Genomic DNA, 19,185 nt, shown 5'->3' with positions numbered 1-19,185 from the left:
AGGCAAATACGAGGCACTGGCAAGAAAGGAATGCCATGAAAAGAACTGTCCTAGCTTTTGTGCTGTTCGCGGTCTCCTCGATGATGGCCCTTGGACAAGACTCTCGCCGCTTGATGACCAATTCTGACGTGCTCGATATGGTCAAGTCGGGCATTGGAGAGCAAACAATCGTGCTCACCATTAAGCAGGGGAGCGTGAAGTTCGACACGTCCCCGCAATCGCTGATTGAGTTGAAAAAGGCAGGCGTCGGAGAATCGGTCCTAGATGCCATGATTGCTGCGATGGGGGCAGGCGAACATCCAACCGTGGCGGTTTCGCCGGACACAGAGGCAAGGTCGCTTCTACAGAAAGCGATTAACGCCTTTGGCTCACGCGAGACAATCGCATCCATAAGCGCCATTCGCAGCAAGAGCAGCGAAGTCCGTACCACTCAAGGAAAAACCGCGACTCTTGAATGGGAAAAAATACGAGTGTTTCCCAACGATTCCTACATGAGCGGGAATACACCGGGCGCAGAGCCTTACATTCAGGTCGTCACGCATGACACTAGCTATAGGCGGATAGGAAAGAACACTTCGCTGGTGACTGGAGACGATCTCGCTTCTATCCGCGAGGGAATGAAATTCGATCTTGCCTATATTGCCATGCACAGCGACCAATTCAGCGTTACATATGCGGGTGAAGAACAGTTAGGCAACGTCGCAGTCAGGGCAATCAGGCTCACACTTACCGGAACTCAAAGAGATACAGTCTGGAAAATTGACCCGCAAACAGGCAGAATCTTGTCTGCCGTCGATCATTCGCGTTCGGGGGATGCAGTAGCCGAATTCTCGGACTTTCGGACTGTGAGTGGTCTGGTCTACCCGTTCAAGAGACACGTTACAGCGCAAGGCGTCACATCCGACATAACAATAACTGATTATGCAGTTAACCCGGCGATAGATGCTGCGCTTTTTGACCGCCCCGGTGACTTACCGGCTGACCTGTTAACCATCCGAGTCTTGCAGTCGCAATCAGTTCCTTACACGCAACAACTCGGCAATAGCGCCAATACAAATTGCAGCATTTCCGGTACAGCAAACACGTTTGCTACGGCAAATACGGCGGGCAATACGACATGGGGGAATGGAACGACCAACTCCAGTATGCAGATGAACTGCAATTCTTACGACACCACAATCCGCTGGCCGCATATGCTGAACATGATGCTCATAGAGGCGTCTGACGGCAATGCGTACATCATCGAATGCGATAAGGCGTGGAGATGGTCCAAGTGTGTGTCGTTGATCGCTGGCCAAACATTCAACGCGCGTTTCACGCCCAAAGGGATTGAAGTTGAAGCCGTCACAGCAAAGGGACAATCTATAAAACCCGTGTACGGAATTGTTCAATCACGCGCAATGCAGCAATAACCCGCAAGCCCAGATAGGAATCAGACCGTGCTCTTTTTCTTCATATGCGGTATCGCTGCGCCGTTAGTTGGCCGCAAAATCGGCTGGGCACTGAGCCGTCATGTTTTCTATTCCACGCCGTCGGCAGTGGCGGTTCCTCTTTGTCTATTGTGGGGACTTGCCGTTGCCTTTGGATTTCGGCACATGGTCCTCTGGCTGAAGCCAAATATCATTCTGGCCCTTATCGGGTTTGCCGCTGGCGGATACGTTTCTATCCCGGACTACGGCATCGGCGAAGTGTGGATGGCCCCTTACGGTTCCGCCACCCGAAAAGACATCGTGTCGAACTTCCCGTTGCTGATGTACCTTCTTTCTTCCATAGCGTTCTACTTTGCCATGAAGTAAGCTGCCTTGATTGTGGGAGGGGTTTGTGGCCTGGTGGTGGTTTGATAAGCATAGACGACAATTCACTGCATAGGCGTCAACACACAGAGTTGACGGGGATGCGGCTATTTGTCGGGTATGGTTAGTTCAGACCCCAGAGCCACGGGCCGCTTTCTCCATCTCTGAACCGCTTTCCCGGAAGCCTCTTAAATGCTCTTTGCAGCGTGCGTTCGGAAAACCCGCCTTGAGTTGCCAACTCTTTTTGGGCTTTCGGACCGCGCATTAGCTGCTCCAGCAAAAAATCGGCAGCCTCAGCAGTATCAGACTTGCCGCCAGCATTCGCGTCTGGTGCCAAAAGATCATCGGCAGTCAGTTGGGATTTACCGCGCCATTCCAACTTCGCATTCATTTCCTCGCCAACAATCTCGTATCCCAAGGACTCTGCGCGTGGGCCTACGTTGTTTTTGATTTGCACCAGAGCGCGGTCATTCGGACAGCCGGGAGCACTTCCGGCAATCATTTCCATACGAACGGCACCCGTGAGGTCAATGCTACCTAACCCACGATGAATAGCCCTTCCGCCAGAGGCTTTGCTCAGGTGCCTGACTATCAGCCCACACGCATCATGCCTTTCCGCCAAAGCTATCAGCCCATCCATTACCGGACGAGTCTCGTTTGATTTATGCGAGTCTACGTCTGCGCCAAGGTATGACTGGATCGGGTCGATAACGATGAGTTTTGCATGAGTGTGGGAAATCGCTTGATCGAGCAAGGCAATGTCTTTCAAGGTAATGCCTGCTCTCGCGGCGTCAGCCCCAGTTCCCTGCACGCTTCCCCGCAGTAAATGAAAGCGTTTGGAATTTCCGCCCAATGCGTCGAATCGCGGCTTGATGACGTACTCTGCCGCATTTTCTTGCGACAGGTAAAGTGTGGAGACCGGCGTACAGGTCTCTCCAGACACGGGAATCTGACCGTTGGATAGAGCCGCTGCAATAGCAAGCGCAATGAATGTTTTCCCAGAGTCGGGATCGCCAGAGAGCATTGCAAGCATTCCGAAGGAGAGATACCCCTTCCACATCCACGGAACCGGGCGGGCTTGTACGTCGGCTAGGCAAACCAAATCAGGGCAAGGTTTAACGGTTTCAGTCAATTTTCGTTACCTCATTCACAAAGTGATTGAGGGGTTTATAGCCTGGTGTTGCGGCGTTCTCTATCGGCTGTCCGACGCTACGATGGGCAACACGGCACTCTCGGCAAAGGAGACAAACGGCAGTTCGCACGGATGACTCATTGCAGATTTTGCGGTAGAGGGTTACAGGGTTGGTTTGATACCGGTTGGTGAGCGGGTGGTCCCGATCTGTGAATCGGTGCCGCAGCCCATCGGTTGAGCCGCAGAGTACGCATCTGCTGCCGAGCATCTGATACGCCTTCCTCTGATAGGCGTTCCGGCGGTCCCGGTAGTAGTCGTAAAGCGCCATCCGGCGCGTTGTGCTGATTGGAGACTTTCTCATTTAATTCATCCTTGAAGTTGATTTGTCTGCTCATCCCAGTGGCGGGGCGGAGCACGGATCAGAGCACACGGCTCTTTAGTAGGCATAGAGCGCCTTTCTATATGGAACCCTTAAGGAGCCTCTGCACAACCCACGATTTTGCGGTGTAATTACAATGCAATGGGTTCGGAAGCAGTTATAGCCAGAATTGCGGGTTCAGTTGCATCCAGGCGCGGGCTCTACGTGGTTGTTTTTTGTCTCTGGAGGCCGTTTTCCGGCCTCCAGAGACACTACGCCCCCAGCGCGACCAGCCGTTTGCGATTTTGGTAAAGGTTAACCAGGGCAAAGGCCGCGCAAAGCCACTCGTGGTTCTTCCTTAAGCCACGATAGCGCACCTTGGTAAATCCAAAAACGCGCTTCAGAATGCGGAAACACCACTCCACCTTCGATCTAACTCTGGCCTTGGTCGTATTTTTGCGCTTGGCTTCTTCGTCTACATAATTTTTGAACTTGGTGCGGCGGCTGGTCATATCTTGCGCCCCGGGCGCGGCCGCATGAATTGCCTCGGTTTGTCCTTGATAGCCTGCGTCTCCCCAGACTTTCTTCTCTGCGCCGTGCAGTAAGTCAGGCAGCATATGTTTGTCCGCCACGCTGGCCGCAGAGGTGCCGACTGAGTGCACAATGCCCGACTTGCTATCAACGCCAAGGTGCGCTTTCGCGCCGAAGTACCATTGCTGTCCCTTCCTGGTCTGGTGCATCTGAGGATCGCGCTTGCCGGTCGAGTTCTTCGTCGAACTCGGAGCGTTGATAATCGTTGCATCCACGATGGTTCCCGTGCCGATGCGAATGCCCCGGCTGGCTAGAAAGTGGTTCACCGTATCGAGTATCTGGCCGCATAACTCATGTTCTTCGAGCAGGTGGCGGAAGCGCAGAATGGTGCTTTCATCGGGCGCGGAGGCACGGCCCAGATCAACTCCGGCGAAGCGCCGCAACACGGGCGAATCATAGAAAGCTTCTTCCATTCCGGGGTCTGAAAAACCAAACCACTGCTGCAAGAAGTACGTGCGGAGCATGATCGACAAGCCTGCTGGTTGGCGGCCGTTGCCAGCCTTGGGATAATGAGGCTCAACCAGCGCCAATAACTCCGCCCACGGCACCACTTGCTCCATCTGATCCAGAAAAAGCTCCCGCTTGCCCTTGCGACCATACTGCTCAAAACTCGCTTGTGACGCCAGTGTTCGTTGCCGCATCGCCCTTGCCCTCTACTTATCATTTTATCCAAGCAGAATGCAGTATTGGGACTTGTGCAGAGTCTCCTTAAAGCAATCCCAGCTTGTACAGGTTGAGAATAGAGAAGAGGTATATATAGAGGGAGAGTGCCACACACCCCGTAATTGTTTAACGGGTTAGCTATCTGGGAAGCGGGGAGGGAGGTTCTGCGGTGGCCTATATATATTTCATATGCACTCTATTAGACGGTGGAAACAGGATTTTCACCCGCTTTTCTGAACTATATTTTTATATTCGTATCGGGGCCACTCCACGCGCGTAGAGCGATGTGCGCACCATCTTCCCTGTCCTATCTATGGGATAAGAAGGGATAGAGACAGGAAAAAGCAAAAATGCAAATCCGAGTGCCGGGAGGGTAGCTTCATTGAGAAATCCGTACCCTCTGGTTGAAGCCTTTAATCGCCGGTTTTCGCCCATAAAAAGGCATGAATCGACCGCAGTAAGTATTCGCGTGAACAAACTATTCACCGTAAAGTGTGCTGATTGAAAGCAGTGCGAAAGACGCCGTGTTGGCTCGTTTATTCTTGGCGGGCTGTTCGGGATAATTCATCCTTGCTGGCCGTAAGCACATTTTGCCCACGTCGATATAAACCCGGTTCCGCCGAAAAAGTTGCGCTCAACCCCAGGCCGAAAACCCCTCCCATCAAAACGCCATTTTCTCGACTTCGCTCGTTTGCTTGAATGCCCATTGCGGGGCCGGAAATGCCGCTTGCTGCTCTCAGTGCGCCAGAAACCGTCCCATTTCTTGTCATCGCTGCAAATTCACGCAAATTCGGGGCATACAGCGTCGCGCCGGATTTTTGCGGAGTATTGAGGCGCATCGGCGTTTGTGGGATCGGGCATTTGTCTTTTCGCTGTTACATCTGCCACTACGTCGGTAGAGCCTGCTGTAACGGAGGCGATCCAATGGCGACTGGCAAATTTGTTTCGTATCTGCGAGTGAGCACGATTCGGCAGGGCCGCTCTGGGCTTGGCTTGGAAGCGCAACGGGCGGCAGTGACCGGATACCTTAACGGCGGGGACTGGGCACTGTTGGAAGAAGTCGTAGAAGTCGAGTCGGGCAAGCGCAATGACCGCCCGGAACTGGCCCGTGCTCTGGCCCTCTGCCGGATTCATGGAGCCAAGCTGCTAATAGCCAAGCTCGACCGGCTGGCCCGTAACGTGGCCTTTATCGCAAACCTGATGGAGGCGGGAGTGGAGTTTGAAGCGGTGGACTTGCCACAAGCGAACCGGCTCACGCTTCATGTAATGGCTGCTCTGGCGGAGCATGAGGCCAAGGCTATCAGTGACCGCACCAAAGCCGCTCTGGGCGCTGCCAAGGCCAGAGGTAAGCAACTGGGCGGACGACGCTGGGCGATAGAGTCAGTCGCCAGCAAAGGCAATGAGGCAAGCGCCAAAGTCCGTTTGGACCAAACCTGCAAACGCGCTGCCGATCTAACCCCGATCATTCAGACCATTCAGGCAGAGGGCGCAGCGTCTCTACGGCAAATTGCAAGCGGATTGAACCGGCGTGGAATCTCTACGGCGCGAGGCGGTCAATGGAGCGCGGTACAGGTACAGCGAATACTTGCGCACAATTCTTGAGTGTGAACCGGGCCGGGTGCTGCAATGTGCAGCCATGCGTAGATTTTTGTTTTGAGGGCAGCCTTTCGGGGATTCATCGGTGATAAGCCATGAGCGTGGGACGATAGCGGGATGAGCAATTCACCCCACACTTGCCCCATCGTAAGAATTGCCTATCGTTTCTTGTCAATACTTTACGCTACTTTTGGCTGCCAGCCGTTCCGCGTAAGTCGTTGATATTGAATGCGTTATTGTTCTGTTAACCTAAGGGTTGTAGGTTCGAGTCCTACCTGAGGAGCCAAAAATCAAGTAAAATCATGAAGATGCGAGGCGGCCCAAAAGGCTGCCATTTTTATTTTTGGTCGAATGGCTGTTTTGATGGCTGTTCGGCAAAATATTTTTGATTTTTCCGGAATTGCTCAATGGAATTGCTCAATCTGAATCTCTACTCTATCCCGAAGCGCCGAACACCGCGCACCCAACAAGCATAGGGGCTGTCTAGGTTCGTGAAGTTCAGACCGGCACAGTTTTTGAAATCCGGACCGACTTCTTGGCTACCAACCGGGAGAGCTTCTGGCGGGACCGCTCGAATCTGCGGAGCTTGCTGCGTGTGACACTGGGCGAAAGACTTGCCACGTCATCCCGTATTCTTGGGTTTCCAGTCGCGTCTGGATAGATAACTATGTTTTCGTTTTTCGATAAACGTCATTGAATCCAATGCCTAAATTAGAACATCAAAACCGGATTGGTGTGATATTTTTATCATCTTTAATGTAGTATCGTGGATATTTTTTATCGATCTCTGGAGCGTTTTGGCCAGCATAAAGGCGGCGGGTAGGCTGCCCAGATATTTGAGTGATAATGCAGGCAATAGTGCCATGATAAAAAACGTGGCCGTGGTAATTGATGCGCCCTGGTTTGATCAAGTGGTCAATGGCGGCGGCTGGGCTTGGCTACATTCGCTGTATTTTTGACGTGCACAATTCGCGCCGGAAGCAATTTAGTGCGTGATCGTTGACGAGGCCGATGGCCTGCATCCACGCATAGACGATGACGGGGCCGACGAATTTGAAACCACGGAGCTTGAGTTCTTTGGATATTCTTTCAGCGAGGGGCGTGCTGGCTGGCACCGGGCCGGAGTTCTGAATAGGCTTGCCGTCAACGAAACTCCACACCCATTCGGAGAAGTTCATCCCGGACTGTTGCATATCGAGGTAGATGCGGGCGCTTTGGATGGTGGCATTGATCTTTGCGCGAGAACGGATGATGCCAGGGTCAAGAAGCAGTCGATCAACGTCTTTCTCTGTGAAGCGGGCGACAGCTTCCGGCGAAAAATGCTTGAAGGCTGCACGGAAGGCTTCGCGTTTACGCAGAACGATGACCCACGCAAGCCCGGCTTGAAAGCCCTCAAGGACAAGGCACTCCCAGATGGAACGGCTATCAGTATCAGGCATACCCCACTCGGAGTCGTGATAATCCTGCATGAGCGGGTCGTGTTCGGCCCAACTACAGCGTTCGATGTGATTGACGTTCATTTGTGCTCCCAGGATAAATCTGTCAGGGATAGTTTAAGTGGTTAGCCATGAGAGATGTCTTGTAGATTCCGGTCACGGTGAAGGCACAGGAAATTATACAAATTCACGTTTTTGGAGAAAGACGCTCAGGTTATCATCGAGGAACAAGATGATGCGCAACTCGATTCCATTCCCCGAATCGTTTGAGCGGCCAGGCTTTGTGAGTGAAAGCCGACCAGAGCAGCAACAGGTCCGCACGCTACAGCGCCGCGCGCTACAGCCATTATTCTTTGCCAGATACCGCCATGACCGCCCAAACCTTGGATTGCTGGAGCCGACACCGCAAGCAGATCAGGTAATGGTGGGCGTGGAACTAATGCCCTTTCGGCCGATTAATGTTTTTTGCGATGGCAAGCATAAGCGTAGGCCTGCGGCGGGTCCGGGAGCCTTGGCGCTCTATGACTTGCGTAAATCGTGGTCTGCGGATCTGCGTGATCCATTCGATCATGTATGTGTCTATCTGCCGCTCAAGAGCTTTCAGGATTTTGCCATGGAACGCGGCAGTCGTTTTATGGCCTTTCGAGATGATGCAGAGAGTGTGCAGTATGATGCCGTGATGCTGCATCTGATGCAAGCTACACTACCAGTGTTAGAGCGGCCGCAAGAGCATGATGCGCTGTATCTTGATTCACTATTTCTCTCGGTGCGTGATCATGTCGCGATGGCGTATGGAGTCTTCAGCAAACAGGTTGCTGAAAAAGAACAAGGTCTTAGCGTGCGACAGTTGCGCCATGCGCTTGAGTATATTGAAGCGAATTTGCATGAGAACCTGACCCTTGAAAAGATTGCGAAAGCCAGCGCCGCTTCCGTAAGCTCCCTGACGCGCGGCATCAAGGCACAGCTCGGCGTTTCCACGCATCAATGGGTACTGAAGCGCAGAATTGCGCTGGCGCAACGCACGATCTTCGAAAGCGGCGCGACTCTCAGTGAGATCGCCACCAGTTGCGGATTTGCCGATCAAAGCCATTTGACGCGCATGTTTCTGCGCCATGTTGGCACTTCACCGTCCGCCTGGCGGCGCAGCTCCAAGTAGCAAGTAAGTCTTCAACTACCATTTCCGATGGACAACTTCAAAAGAATAACCATCTGGATCAAGCACATCGGCAGCGTAGTAATCCGCTGTGTATTCGGTACGCATGCGGGGGGAGATATTTTCTTTGGCACCGGCTGCAAGTGCTGCCTGATAAAACGCCTCGACCTCCTCGTTGCTTGCAGCCATAAAGCCCCAATGAATTGAGTCTGGGTCGGGTTTTCCTTGCCTGAGCCAAAAGAAAGCACGACATCTATCCCCGAAACCCCAGAGGTCTTCGTGGTTTTCATAGCCTTGATAGGGCAAGAAATACTTCACGTGAATTGGCTTAAGGGCCGCTTCATAGAAAGCCAGTGATCGTTCGATATTGCTGACAGTGAGAATAATGTGCGTGACCATGAACTGTCTCCTTTAGAGTGTGAGCGCGGCGATGGCTTTTTCACCGGAGAGGATCGCATTCGGGGCGAGTGCCGGAATGTTCGTGCCCTGTGCGCGTACTGTTTGCACGTCAGTGATGCCGATGAAGCCAAGAATTTGCCGAAGATAGGGTTCGACTGTATCCCAGGGTTTCCATGGATCTTCTGTGAAGACACCGCCCGAAGCAAGCACGAGGATGGCGCGTTTTCCCTTGGCAAGGCCATCTACACCCGCGCCTGCATACTGAAAGGTGCGACCCGAGCGGACAACGTGATCGATCCAGGCCTTGAGTTGCGAGGGCATACCGAAGTTCCACATCGGAGAAGCAATGATGAGCATGTCTGAAGCGAGGAGTTCGTCGGTCAGTTGATCCGAGAGCGCGAGTGCTGGTCGCAAGGCTTCCAATTCGTCTGCGTCTTTTGTTGAAATGCCTTTGATTGTATCCAGAGTCAAGTGTGGAGGTGGCTCTTTCGCGAGATCGCGGATAATGAAGTTGGCGTCTGGATATGTACGATGCAGATGCTCGATCAATACGGCGGTTAGCTTTCTGCTGGCAGATTCAATGCCGCGTGGACTCGATTCGATGATGAGGATTTGGTTCATATTTGTTCTCCCGTGGTGTAAGGATTTCGTCAGAAGTGACCATCCTTTAATGCTGCGAATTGACCTCAATTCGCATTGGCTAAAGTGGAATGGAGAAACCATGTTCGGCGTTCCGATTCATCGATCCAGCTTTCGAGCAGACTGGCGGTTGCGACATCCTGCATCTCATCGCAAAGTGCGTGTGCAGAGCGCATGAACTTGGTCAGGCATCGGTTGTCGGCTGCAAGCTCTTCAAGCATGCTTGCAGATGTGAGCGCAGATTCTTCGTTGTCGAGCAGTCGCTGATACTTGGCGATATCTGCAATGGATCGAAGAGTGGTGCCACCAATCTTGCGTGTTCTTTCGGCGATGGAATCTGTGATTGCGAACAATTCAGAAGCTTGCTCATCGAGTAACAAGTGATACTCGCGAAAGTGTGGACCATGTATGTGCCAGTGAAAGTTCTTCGTTTTGATATAGAGCGCAAAGACGTCAGCGAGCAAATGTTGCAGCGCCTCATCGATTGCTGCAACAGCAGCCGGAGATAGGTCCGTCTGCGATTTCAAACGTGATAGGTCGATGGATTTCTTGGCTCTTGACGAGAATGTGTAAAGGCCATCGTTTTACGCGGCTTTCTGAAAGGCGACGAGTTGGGTTCTTGTGGCGGCCAGCCGTTGCGCTTTCAGCAGCAGGTAGTTGAGATTGCGGTAGCCGCGTCCGCGTCGCAACAGCGCTTTGATGTTGCCGTTGACTGCTTCGACCACCCCCAGGGGAACCTTTGTTCTGCAGTAGTTCAGGATTCCCTCCAGATGGCGAAGCAGCATGTCGGCCAACTTCTCCATGGGCTTGAGCCGCTGCCAGCGCAACTGATCGATCCAGTTCTTCAGGTAGCGCAACATCGCGCCCTCATATCTGTAGCTCCACAGCCGATCCAGACTTTCCTTGAGCAGGTACGCCTTCATCACGCGCCGGTTCAGCGCAAACAGTTCGTTGAGTTGCTGTTTTTGGCGCGCGGTCAGATGCACCCAGCGCGTCAGCAGCAGCCAGCGCTTGCCCTTGACCAGTTCCCGCGCCGGCCCGCCCTTGCGGAAGAACTCCTGGCGGCGCACCTCATCCACAGCCGCTCCGGCGTGCTTCATGATGTGAAATTTGTCATAGATGATGCGGCAGTTGGGCAGCCACTCGGCGATGCTCTGCTTGAACGGTTCCCACATATCGACGCAGGCAGCCTGCACCGCGCCACGTTGAAAGGGGCTCAGTTGCTTGGCGAAGAACTCGTCGAGCGTTTCCTTCTTCCGCTCCGCGCCGAACCACAGAGGCTCGGCGGTCCCGAGGTTGCTCACCACGGTGATGAACTTTTGCTTTTTGCCCACAAAGATCTCGTCCACACCCATCTGCCGCAAGGCCGGCTTGCGCCGCGACTTTGCCCAACGCGCCAGATACCGCTGATCGATGGCCCGCACCGTGCTCGCCGCCAGACCAAACTGCCGCGCTACTCGGCTGGCTGCGGAGCTTTCGCAGGCTTGGCCTACCGCATCCTCGAAACGCTTGCTGAAGGGCGCTTTGCCAGGAAGCAGCGGCACCTTCTCCGCCTTGACGCCGCAGTCCAGGCAACGAACCCGGTACAGCTCGATCACCACCGTGGTCAGATACTCGAAGCACGGCAGATCGCGCACTTCCCGCTCATAGCTGGCTACCATTTCGCCTGTTGGCCTGCCGCAGCCGGAACAGACCAGCAACTTGTTGGCCCGCTTGCGCCGAACCCAAAGCTTCAGCCTTTTGCCAGGCTCGTCAATCTCATGCCGGTAGACCTTGTAGCCCGGCCATCCCAATACCCGCGTCCAATCGTTGTCGCGCATCGGGAGGAGAATAGCCGATTCCACACCTCAAGCAAAACCCGCGAAAATCACGCTGCCTTACAGATTCCTGCGCAGAGCCTGAAAAAAGCGCATTCGCGGCTGAGCGATTCAGAATGCAGGTATTGGCGTCTGCATCCTGGTCGGTGAAATCCCGTCCCGCCAACATTTGCGTGCCCATGGTTGTGAAGTAATGGCTCCCCACATCATTGATTTCATATTTGTCATCAGCCCCCTGCCCGGCGCCGTGCGATGAAGCTGCGCCGGTAAATGTTCCTATGTGACGCCAGCCATTCAGTGGAGTATTCTCTGCGACGCTGGCGCTATCCACTCCAGGCGTCTGCTCCATGCGCAAGGCCATTTGCCGATACAGATGAACGAGGTCGCGTCCCTTTTGCGGAAGACGCTCGAAGTCGGCAGGGACCAACAATACATTCTCGGTCCGGAAGCCGAGATGTGCAGATCGCAAATGAGCAACAGTCGTACCGAGCAGGGCCGCCACCACAACCAGCATAAGAGAAAGTGCGATCTGAACAGGAACGAAGAACCGTCTGAAAGTTCCTCCGCTTGCCGGGCCACTGCAGCCGGAACGTCGCAGGGCCGTCTCGATGGGCGTATGGCTGGCCAACCACGCCGGGGCGATGCCGAATAGCAAGGCACAGAGAATGGCACAACCGCCAGTTACGAGCATCGTGGAGAAATCGGGACGCACGGAAAGCGATTCAGCGGCTTCTCTGTCGGAGAGAAATTGTAAGAGAAAACGGTCGGTTGTCCACGCAAAAACAATTGCGAGAAGACCACCTACAATTGCCAGCAAAAGCGATTCTACGAGAGGCTTCTGTATTAGACGAAAACGCGCAGCTCCGAGTGCTCCACGGATGGCGAACTCATGTTCTCGTGTAGCCGCGCGTGCCATGCACAATCCGGCGAGATTGATGCAGCAGACAAGTAAGACGACACCGACCAACGCTTGAAGCAGAAAGAGCGGCCTCGTGTATTGAAGCCGTAATAGACTCCAGCCAGTGCGGCCGGGACGGACTGCGAATTGTGCTTTTTCAATGACAGGGAGATGCCGTACTGCCGGTGGCAACGTCTCGTCCATTACGACGCGATAGAGAGATGTCATCTCCGCAGAAGCAGCAGGCAAACGGATGCCCGGCTTCAGGCGTGCCATTACCGTGAGCCAGAGACTGCCGGGAGTTCTCAGAACCGAATCTGCTCCACGCATGACCGGCTCATATTCGAGCGGCAGATAAAAATCAGGATGCATACCTACCAGGACGCCTTCAAATCCCTGAGGTGCAACTCCGACAATAGTGACGTTGTGATCAGTCAGGGTGATGTGCTTGCCGATCACGGACGGATCGGCATGATAGTACTGTTGCCAAAATCGGTGGCTAATGACCGCTGCCCATCCGTCTGGACCACCCCCACGTTGATCGTCCGCGGGACTTAGCAATCGACCTGCGGCAGGTTCAATTCCCAAAACCTGAAAGGTGTTTCCGCTGACAACTGCTCCGGAATAGCCGCGTAGCCCGGTCTCCTCCTTCAATACGAAGTCATAGGAACTCCATCCGAAGACTCCGGAGAAGGACTGTGCATGCCTTTCGATTTCCTGCAGCAGAATGAAATTCAAAGGGGATTCATGCGCAGCATCGTTGGGAGAATCAATATTGATGGCAATGCGCACGAGGCGGTCTGGATCTGAAATGGGCAAACTTCGGAGCAAGAGCGTATGCATCAGCGTAAAAATTCCGGTATTTGCCCCAATGCCCAGCGCAAGCGTCAACACCGCCGTGATTGTAAAGCCAGGCGATTTCATCAACTGGCGGAATGCAAGTCGTATATCAGCCCAAAGGTTCTCCAGTCTCGGCCACTGCCAGACTTCCCGGCTGCGTTCTTCAATCAACGTGACATTGCCGAATTCCAGACGGACGACTCTCTCCGCCTCTGCCTGCGACATGCCGTTTTCCATCAAGTCATCGATCTTCTCATCAAGATGCTCCCGAATGGATTCCGAGAGTTCGGCATAGCGACGACTGCGAGAGAAAAGTTGCTTGAGCCAGTTCATGATTACACCTCACGACTGAGCGATCGCTAGTACACGCGTGATTCCAGCGAACATCTTTCCGACGCTCGACACTTCTTGCTCCAGGTGCTGGATGCCCGTTTCTGTCAGTTTATAAATGCGGATGGGACGATTTTTTTTGGAGACCCCAACTTCCGACTCCAGCCATCCTTCTTTGAGCATCCGCTGCAGGGCTGGGTATAAAGAACCCTCCTCAATTTGCAGCAGATTGTCCGAAACCTGCTTGATATGTTTCGACAGCGCATAGCCGTGCATCGGTCTCAGTCGGAGCGATTGCAGAATCATCATCTCCAGCGCGCCGGGAAAAAGGTCTCGGTATTCAGAATTTTTTGCCACATCTCCACCATTTGATGTTTTCAATCATACTATTTTAAGCATAGTATAGTTCAGAATTATTTGACTAGAAAGCCGAGAGGAAACAAACATAAACAATTTCTGTCTCGCGGCCAGATAATTGACCACATGCAACTGAACCAAAAAGAGTTAACACTGATTTTTTACGTCTCGTGTCGGCAGTGGCTGAGGAGATCCAGTGCGTGCGGGCCGCCGAACGCCCGGAACTGCTTAATACTCGCTCGAGCTGTCAGATCAAGGAAGGGGAGGTGTTTCGATGAAACAGGAGTTCAAAGCGGTACTTGTAGCAAAGGGACCGAAAGGCGCGTGGACGTACCTCTCAGCTCCATTCGATGTGCAGGAAGTCTTTGGATCGAAGGCGCGCGTCGCGGTTGCTGGAACCATCAATGGATTTCCCTTTCGTAATTCGCTCATGCCCGAAGGAGACGGTACGCATTCCATGATGGTCAGCAAGAAACTGCTGGCTGGCGCTAAAGCACAGGCCGGGGATATTGTGACGGTCTCGCTCGATCGGGATGAAGAGGAACGTCCCGTCACGGTTCCTGAAGAGTTACAAATTGCCCTCAAAAAACATTCTCATGCTGCGGCACTGTTTGCCACGCTAACGCCCTCGCAGAAATCGGAATATGCAGACTGGGTATCGTCCGCAAAACAAGCGGCCACCCAAGCAAGCCGCAGCGCGAAAGCTATAGAAATGCTAGCTGCCGGGAAAAAACACGTGCGATAGCTTTGGGACTTTGCTTGTTGCCGTCAAACAAGGGCACACAATTGAAAGGTTTTCCGCTCATGTTGCATTTGGTCAGATTTGTGTAGACAAACGCCGTAGCCAACGGGAGCACTCAGCCTGCCGAAGGCCCCAATATCCCAGTAGTCATGGCCTACCTCCCGGTATTGATGTGCGATGGTCGTGGGCAAGGTATGCTTTTGCGCACAACGCCAACTTTTTAGGAACAATCTGCACCTAGGGAGTGCATTGAGGATGATGCGCTTGTTGACGCCTCACAAGAGGTCCCGGGATGGAGTTCCGTTTGCCGATCCTTGAAACCAGTGAGAGGGATCCGGGCTGAAAACAGCGTCGTCCACAAGGATTCTTGACTCCTATTCCGCGACTGTGGCTCTATCGTCCGGAGGGAACGGCGCTTTGCCCCGGATTTGCTCGACAAAAAGCTGGACTTCTTTTTCGATCAGATCTGGCCGGTCAAACTGAATATAATGGCCGCTGCCTTTAGCGATGATTCGTCGGCTTCGTTGGGACAGTTTCTTGAGGTCTTCCTGCGCCTTTTCCCAGCCACTGCCTAATTGGTTCTCCGCCTGCTTTTGAGCTGGATCATGCGAAAAGATCAAAAGCGGTAACTAGCCGTAGGAGCCCGTTTGGGCAATCTGCTGATCCGATCTATCATGGCCTTCCAGTTCGCTGATAACCGGCCCATACTCGGTATGACATAGATCTTCTCTTTGCAAAATACCCGTCTTGGCGTCGAAGCCTGGTTTCGGATGAGAGCAAATCCCTACCAGGCGTGGAATGCCGAGAATGAATATAGGCCTGCTGATTTTGGTCATCATCAAGGGGAGATTGTATGAGCTATGTCTCGCCGCGGACGCTGGTGCGGAACTATCCACAAAAACTACTCCCGCAACATCCGATGGATAATGCAGGATGTAATCGCGCATATAGATTCCCGCCACGAAATGCCCCATCAAGACGATTGGGCCGGTGACATTAGCCTTAAGTAGAAGCTGATGGAGTTCACTGGCTATGTGGTCGGCGTCGCGCAACCCGGGGCGTGGCTCGCTCCAGCCGAGTCCGGCTCGGTCGTAGGAACAGACGCGCGTAGTTTTTGAAAGAACAGGCTGAACTCCTCCCCACACAAGCCCGTCGCCTCCCGAGCCGGCTTCAAGAACGAGTGTGGGCGAGCCACTCCCCGTGCAGTTGATACGCATCTTGCGGCCATCAACTGTGTACAGGACTCCCGGCGGGGGATTCGTCACCCGAAACCTATAGAGTCTGATTGCATTGAACGAACTGCTTGCTCCCGCGAGGATCGACAGAACAAGAAGAAGAGATAAAACGATGCGTTCGGAAACCTTCCGCCATGCTGGATATGGGTAACCTTTTGCGGAAAGCGAACGCATACGTAGGACGCACAACGTTACCAGGAGAAGCGCAACAGCTAGAATGATGCGGGCATTACGACATAATCGAAATCCATCTCATTCTCCTGAATCAAGATGAGCGCAAAAACACAATATGGCTGGAACTGCTGGCAATCATAACACTGGCTGGCAGACTCCCGATAACCCCCTACACAATGGCGAGCGGTACTCTGCAGGGCCCAAACCGAGGGCCAAAGGGTCCGTGTAGCCAATCTGCTTGCGAACGAGATTGGCACTTGCCGTCCTCACTGAAGCCCTCTGGAATCGTCAAGCTGCTCTCCCGGGGTCATCTTACTCACAGTCAGAGGAACGGCCGAGTAGCTTCAACATCCCCTTGCTGTGCTCATCGGCAACGGCGTTCACATATTCTTCCAAGTAGCTATAGCCCGTGGTTGCATCAATTTTGGGCTCTGCGCAGGAATCTGTAAGGCAGCGTGATTTTCGCGGGTTTTGCTTGAGGTGTGGAATCGGCTATTCTCCTCCCGATGCGCGACAACGATTGGACGCGGGTATTGGGATGGCCGGGCTACAAGGTCTACCGGCATGAGATTGACGAGCCTGGCAAAAGGCTGAAGCTTTGGGTTCGGCGCAAGCGGGCCAACAAGTTGCTGGTCTGTTCCGGCTGCGGCAGGCCAACAGGCGAAATGGTAGCCAGCTATGAGCGGGAAGTGCGCGATCTGCCGTGCTTCGAGTATCTGACCACGGTGGTGATCGAGCTGTACCGGGTTCGTTGCCTGGACTGCGGCGTCAAGGCGGAGAAGGTGCCGCTGCTTCCTGGCAAAGCGCCCTTCAGCAAGCGTTTCGAGGATGCGGTAGGCCAAGCCTGCGAAAGCTCCGCAGCCAGCCGAGTAGCGCGGCAGTTTGGTCTGGCGGCGAGCACGGTGCGGGCCATCGATCAGCGGTATCTGGCGCGTTGGGCAAAGTCGCGGCGCAAGCCGGCCTTGCGGCAGATGGGTGTGGACGAGATCTTTGTGGGCAAAAAGCAAAAGTTCATCACCGTGGTGAGCAACCTCGGGACCGCCGAGCCTCTGTGGTTCGGCGCGGAGCGGAAGAAGGAAACGCTCGACGAGTTCTTCGCCAAGCAACTGAGCCCCTTTCAACGTGGCGCGGTGCAGGCTGCCTGCGTCGATATGTGGGAACCGTTCAAGCAGAGCATCGCCGAGTGGCTGCCCAACTGCCGCATCATCTATGACAAATTTCACATCATGAAGCACGCCGGAGCGGCTGTGGATGAGGTGCGCCGCCAGGAGTTCTTCCGCAAGGGCGGGCCGGCGCGGGAACTGGTCAAGGGCAAGCGCTGGCTGCTGCTGACGCGCTGGGTGCATCTGACCGCGCGCCAAAAACAGCAACTCAACGAACTGTTTGCGCTGAACCGGCGCGTGATGAAGGCGTACCTGCTCAAGGAAAGTCTGGATCGGCTGTGGAGCTACAGATATGAGGGCGCGATGTTGCGCTACCTGAAGAACTGGATCGATCAGTTGCGCTGGCAGCGGCTCAAGCCCATGGAGAAGTTGGCCGACATGCTGCTTCGCCATCTGGAGGGAATCCTGAACTACTGCAGAACAAAGGTTCCCCTGGGGGTGGTCGAAGCAGTCAACGGCAACATCAAAGCGCTGTTGCGACGCGGACGCGGCTACCGCAATCTCAACTACCTGCTGCTGAAAGCGCAACGGCTGGCCGCCACAAGAACCCAACTCGTCGCCTTTCAGAAAGCCGCGTAAAACGATGGCCTTTACACATTCTCGTCAAGAGCCCAATTTTGTTAGCGTCCTTCGGATCGTTGGGGTCAAGATGGTGCTCTTTTTCCCATGCATCAGGAATGCCATCTTGATCTGTATCCTTCGGCGTTTCCCCCGTACGCAGCATCGGGGCACCGCCCACCTGTTCTTCACTGTCGATAATCTTTCCGTCAACACCGAGCGAAAGAGTTTGGCGAATGAGTCGTGCATCCACAGAATCTCTGCAAAGGGTATCTCCCGCATTTGCGACTACTTTTTTGAAGGCAATCTCTGGTGCATCAACCTGTAACAAAGGTGCACTATCAAGCACTGATTTTGTCGAGACAGTAGCCTTCGCAGAAGCAAAGTCTGCGTCCGTAATCAGCCGACCATCAAGCTTCCCGTTTTGATTCAAATCAACCATATTGTTTGCTTGGTAGACGTGATCGGAAGGCCAAAACATCGAAAGAAAGGAATCATTTTTTGAACTTGGGCCTTCAATAAAATAATTTCCCTGAAGATCCGCATATCTGTCTTCCTGCGAATGTCCGCCAACATAACCGCTCACGCCCCAGTTATAGACGATGTTATTGACATATTGAATATGGCCCTTGCCTTTGGGATTTCGGCTTTCGTTATCAACCCAAAGATTGTGCGTCAGAGTCATATAGTCGCTCTCGCACAGACAACCGAAGCGCTGTGGATCAAGGCTTTCTCCGATCAGCGAATTTTGAATAGTGATAAAAGAAGACCGCGCCGCCTGAATATCATCCCATCGTCCCCACTCGATCGATAGATGGTCCACAATGATCCGGTGCGCATCGCTCACGTTTAACGAACTTGCATGCGGCGATTCGGAGATACCACCGCGCAGACGCAGGTAACGCAAGATCACGTTTTCGCCGGACACCGACACCTTATCGCCGTACAACATGATTCCATCTCCAGGGGCTGTCTGTCCGGCCACGGTAATGTTATCGCTGATTGCCACAGCGGATTTCAGGCGGATAATCCCGCCCACAGAAAACACCACGATCGCACCAGGCTTGGACACTGCCGCACGAAAGGATCCGGGGCCTGAGTCATTCAGGTTGGTCACGTAAACGGCGTGTCCACTGCGTCCACCTGTAGCCGTTGCTCCGTAACCAACCGCGCCCGGGAAGGCTACTTGAGCTACAGCCATCCTGCTCGTAAGCAATAATGCACCAGCCAACATAAGAGTCTGACTGCAACCAAGGAAAAACACTTTCATTTTTCTCCTTTAACAGTTGCAGCGAAGGAGCACAAATCATG

The 19,185-nt window shown here is 53.7% G+C and carries 19 protein-coding genes; 6 read left to right on the top strand and 13 right to left on the bottom strand.

Annotated elements, in window-relative coordinates; all coding sequences use genetic code 11:
• Positions 1-35 precede the first annotated feature (35 nt).
• Both ACOBR2_RS07160 and ACOBR2_RS07155 read left to right on the top strand, forming a co-directional pair.
• Positions 36-1,412, top strand: a complete 1,377-nt coding sequence (locus ACOBR2_RS07160; protein ID WP_420239345.1) for a hypothetical protein — start codon at positions 36-38, stop codon at positions 1,410-1,412.
• A 27-nt stretch (positions 1,413-1,439) separates the two neighbouring features.
• Positions 1,440-1,796, top strand: coding sequence for a hypothetical protein (locus ACOBR2_RS07155; RefSeq protein WP_420239344.1), 357 nt, complete (start codon positions 1,440-1,442; stop codon positions 1,794-1,796).
• A 121-nt stretch (positions 1,797-1,917) separates the two neighbouring features.
• On the opposite strand, the gene ACOBR2_RS07150 is transcribed toward ACOBR2_RS07155, so the two are convergent.
• The 3 genes from ACOBR2_RS07150 to ACOBR2_RS07140 all read right to left on the bottom strand — a co-directional run bounded on the left by ACOBR2_RS07150 (position 1,918) and on the right by ACOBR2_RS07140 (position 5,376).
• Positions 1,918-2,925, bottom strand: coding sequence for an AAA family ATPase (locus ACOBR2_RS07150; protein ID WP_420239343.1), 1,008 nt, complete (start codon positions 2,923-2,925; stop codon positions 1,918-1,920).
• Between the two features lie 630 nt (positions 2,926-3,555).
• The gene (locus ACOBR2_RS07145; protein WP_420239342.1) at positions 3,556-4,515 is read right to left on the bottom strand and encodes an IS5 family transposase; all 960 of its coding nucleotides are present in this window, start codon (positions 4,513-4,515) and stop codon (positions 3,556-3,558) included.
• 558 nt (positions 4,516-5,073) lie between these two features.
• Positions 5,074-5,376: a hypothetical protein gene (locus tag ACOBR2_RS07140; RefSeq protein ID WP_420239341.1), complete on the bottom strand. Its 303-nt coding sequence runs from the start codon at positions 5,374-5,376 to the stop codon at positions 5,074-5,076.
• An 85-nt stretch (positions 5,377-5,461) separates the two neighbouring features.
• Here ACOBR2_RS07140 and ACOBR2_RS07135 point away from each other — a divergent pair, with 85 nt between their 5' ends.
• On the top strand, positions 5,462-6,139 hold the full coding sequence (locus tag ACOBR2_RS07135) for a recombinase family protein (RefSeq protein ID WP_420239340.1): 678 nt from the start codon (positions 5,462-5,464) through the stop codon (positions 6,137-6,139).
• 932 nt (positions 6,140-7,071) lie between these two features.
• Here the strand turns inward: ACOBR2_RS07135 and ACOBR2_RS07130 are convergent.
• Positions 7,072-7,653: a DNA-3-methyladenine glycosylase I gene (locus ACOBR2_RS07130; RefSeq protein WP_420239339.1), complete on the bottom strand. Its 582-nt coding sequence runs from the start codon at positions 7,651-7,653 to the stop codon at positions 7,072-7,074.
• 148 nt (positions 7,654-7,801) lie between these two features.
• Here ACOBR2_RS07130 and ACOBR2_RS07125 point away from each other — a divergent pair, with 148 nt between their 5' ends.
• Positions 7,802-8,725: a helix-turn-helix domain-containing protein gene (locus tag ACOBR2_RS07125; RefSeq protein WP_420239338.1), complete on the top strand. Its 924-nt coding sequence runs from the start codon at positions 7,802-7,804 to the stop codon at positions 8,723-8,725.
• 15 nt (positions 8,726-8,740) lie between these two features.
• Here ACOBR2_RS07125 and ACOBR2_RS07120 read toward each other — a convergent pair whose 3' ends face one another.
• From ACOBR2_RS07120 to ACOBR2_RS07095, 6 genes are all read right to left on the bottom strand, one after another.
• On the bottom strand, positions 8,741-9,121 hold the full coding sequence (locus ACOBR2_RS07120; protein WP_420239337.1) for a VOC family protein: 381 nt from the start codon (positions 9,119-9,121) through the stop codon (positions 8,741-8,743).
• Positions 9,122-9,133: 12 nt separating this feature from the next.
• On the bottom strand, positions 9,134-9,742 hold the full coding sequence (locus tag ACOBR2_RS07115; protein ID WP_420239336.1) for an FMN-dependent NADH-azoreductase: 609 nt from the start codon (positions 9,740-9,742) through the stop codon (positions 9,134-9,136).
• A 65-nt stretch (positions 9,743-9,807) separates the two neighbouring features.
• Positions 9,808-10,287, bottom strand: coding sequence for a Dps family protein (locus ACOBR2_RS07110; protein ID WP_420239335.1), 480 nt, complete (start codon positions 10,285-10,287; stop codon positions 9,808-9,810).
• A gap of 57 nt (positions 10,288-10,344) precedes the next feature.
• Positions 10,345-11,580 carry an ISL3 family transposase gene (locus tag ACOBR2_RS07105; protein ID WP_420236124.1) on the bottom strand — a complete coding sequence of 412 codons (1,236 nt, stop codon included), beginning with the start codon at positions 11,578-11,580 and terminating at the stop codon, positions 10,345-10,347.
• Positions 11,519-13,648, bottom strand: a complete 2,130-nt coding sequence (locus tag ACOBR2_RS07100) for an ABC transporter permease (protein WP_420239334.1) — start codon at positions 13,646-13,648, stop codon at positions 11,519-11,521. Before ACOBR2_RS07100 ends, ACOBR2_RS07105 begins: the two co-directional genes overlap by 62 nt.
• Positions 13,649-13,657: 9 nt before the next feature.
• Positions 13,658-14,026: a PadR family transcriptional regulator gene (locus tag ACOBR2_RS07095; RefSeq protein WP_420239333.1), complete on the bottom strand. Its 369-nt coding sequence runs from the start codon at positions 14,024-14,026 to the stop codon at positions 13,658-13,660.
• A 250-nt stretch (positions 14,027-14,276) separates the two neighbouring features.
• On the opposite strand from ACOBR2_RS07095, the gene ACOBR2_RS07090 reads away from it, so the two are divergent.
• Positions 14,277-14,747, top strand: a complete 471-nt coding sequence (locus tag ACOBR2_RS07090; protein ID WP_420239332.1) for a DUF1905 domain-containing protein — start codon at positions 14,277-14,279, stop codon at positions 14,745-14,747.
• A 371-nt stretch (positions 14,748-15,118) separates the two neighbouring features.
• On the opposite strand, the gene ACOBR2_RS07085 is transcribed toward ACOBR2_RS07090, so the two are convergent.
• Complete coding sequence (locus ACOBR2_RS07085) at positions 15,119-15,364, bottom strand: hypothetical protein (protein WP_420239331.1); 246 nt, start codon at positions 15,362-15,364, stop codon at positions 15,119-15,121.
• Between the two features lie 9 nt (positions 15,365-15,373).
• On the bottom strand, positions 15,374-16,153 hold the full coding sequence (locus tag ACOBR2_RS07080; protein WP_420239330.1) for an alpha/beta fold hydrolase: 780 nt from the start codon (positions 16,151-16,153) through the stop codon (positions 15,374-15,376).
• Between the two features lie 506 nt (positions 16,154-16,659).
• Between ACOBR2_RS07080 and ACOBR2_RS07075 the strand changes: the two genes are divergently transcribed.
• Positions 16,660-17,895, top strand: a complete 1,236-nt coding sequence (locus tag ACOBR2_RS07075) for an ISL3 family transposase (protein WP_420236124.1) — start codon at positions 16,660-16,662, stop codon at positions 17,893-17,895.
• Here ACOBR2_RS07075 and ACOBR2_RS07070 read toward each other — a convergent pair.
• Positions 17,819-19,144 carry a hypothetical protein gene (locus ACOBR2_RS07070; RefSeq protein ID WP_420239329.1) on the bottom strand — a complete coding sequence of 442 codons (1,326 nt, stop codon included), beginning with the start codon at positions 19,142-19,144 and terminating at the stop codon, positions 17,819-17,821. The two genes, ACOBR2_RS07075 and ACOBR2_RS07070, sit on opposite strands and share 77 nt — an antisense overlap.
• Positions 19,145-19,185 lie beyond the last annotated feature (41 nt).

This window comes from Telmatobacter bradus (assembly GCF_048629425.1).
Taxonomy (GTDB): domain Bacteria; phylum Acidobacteriota; class Terriglobia; order Terriglobales; family Acidobacteriaceae; genus Telmatobacter; species Telmatobacter bradus.
The sequence above is the reverse complement of the archived record's forward strand: the minus strand, read 5'-3'. Positions and strand labels throughout refer to the sequence as shown.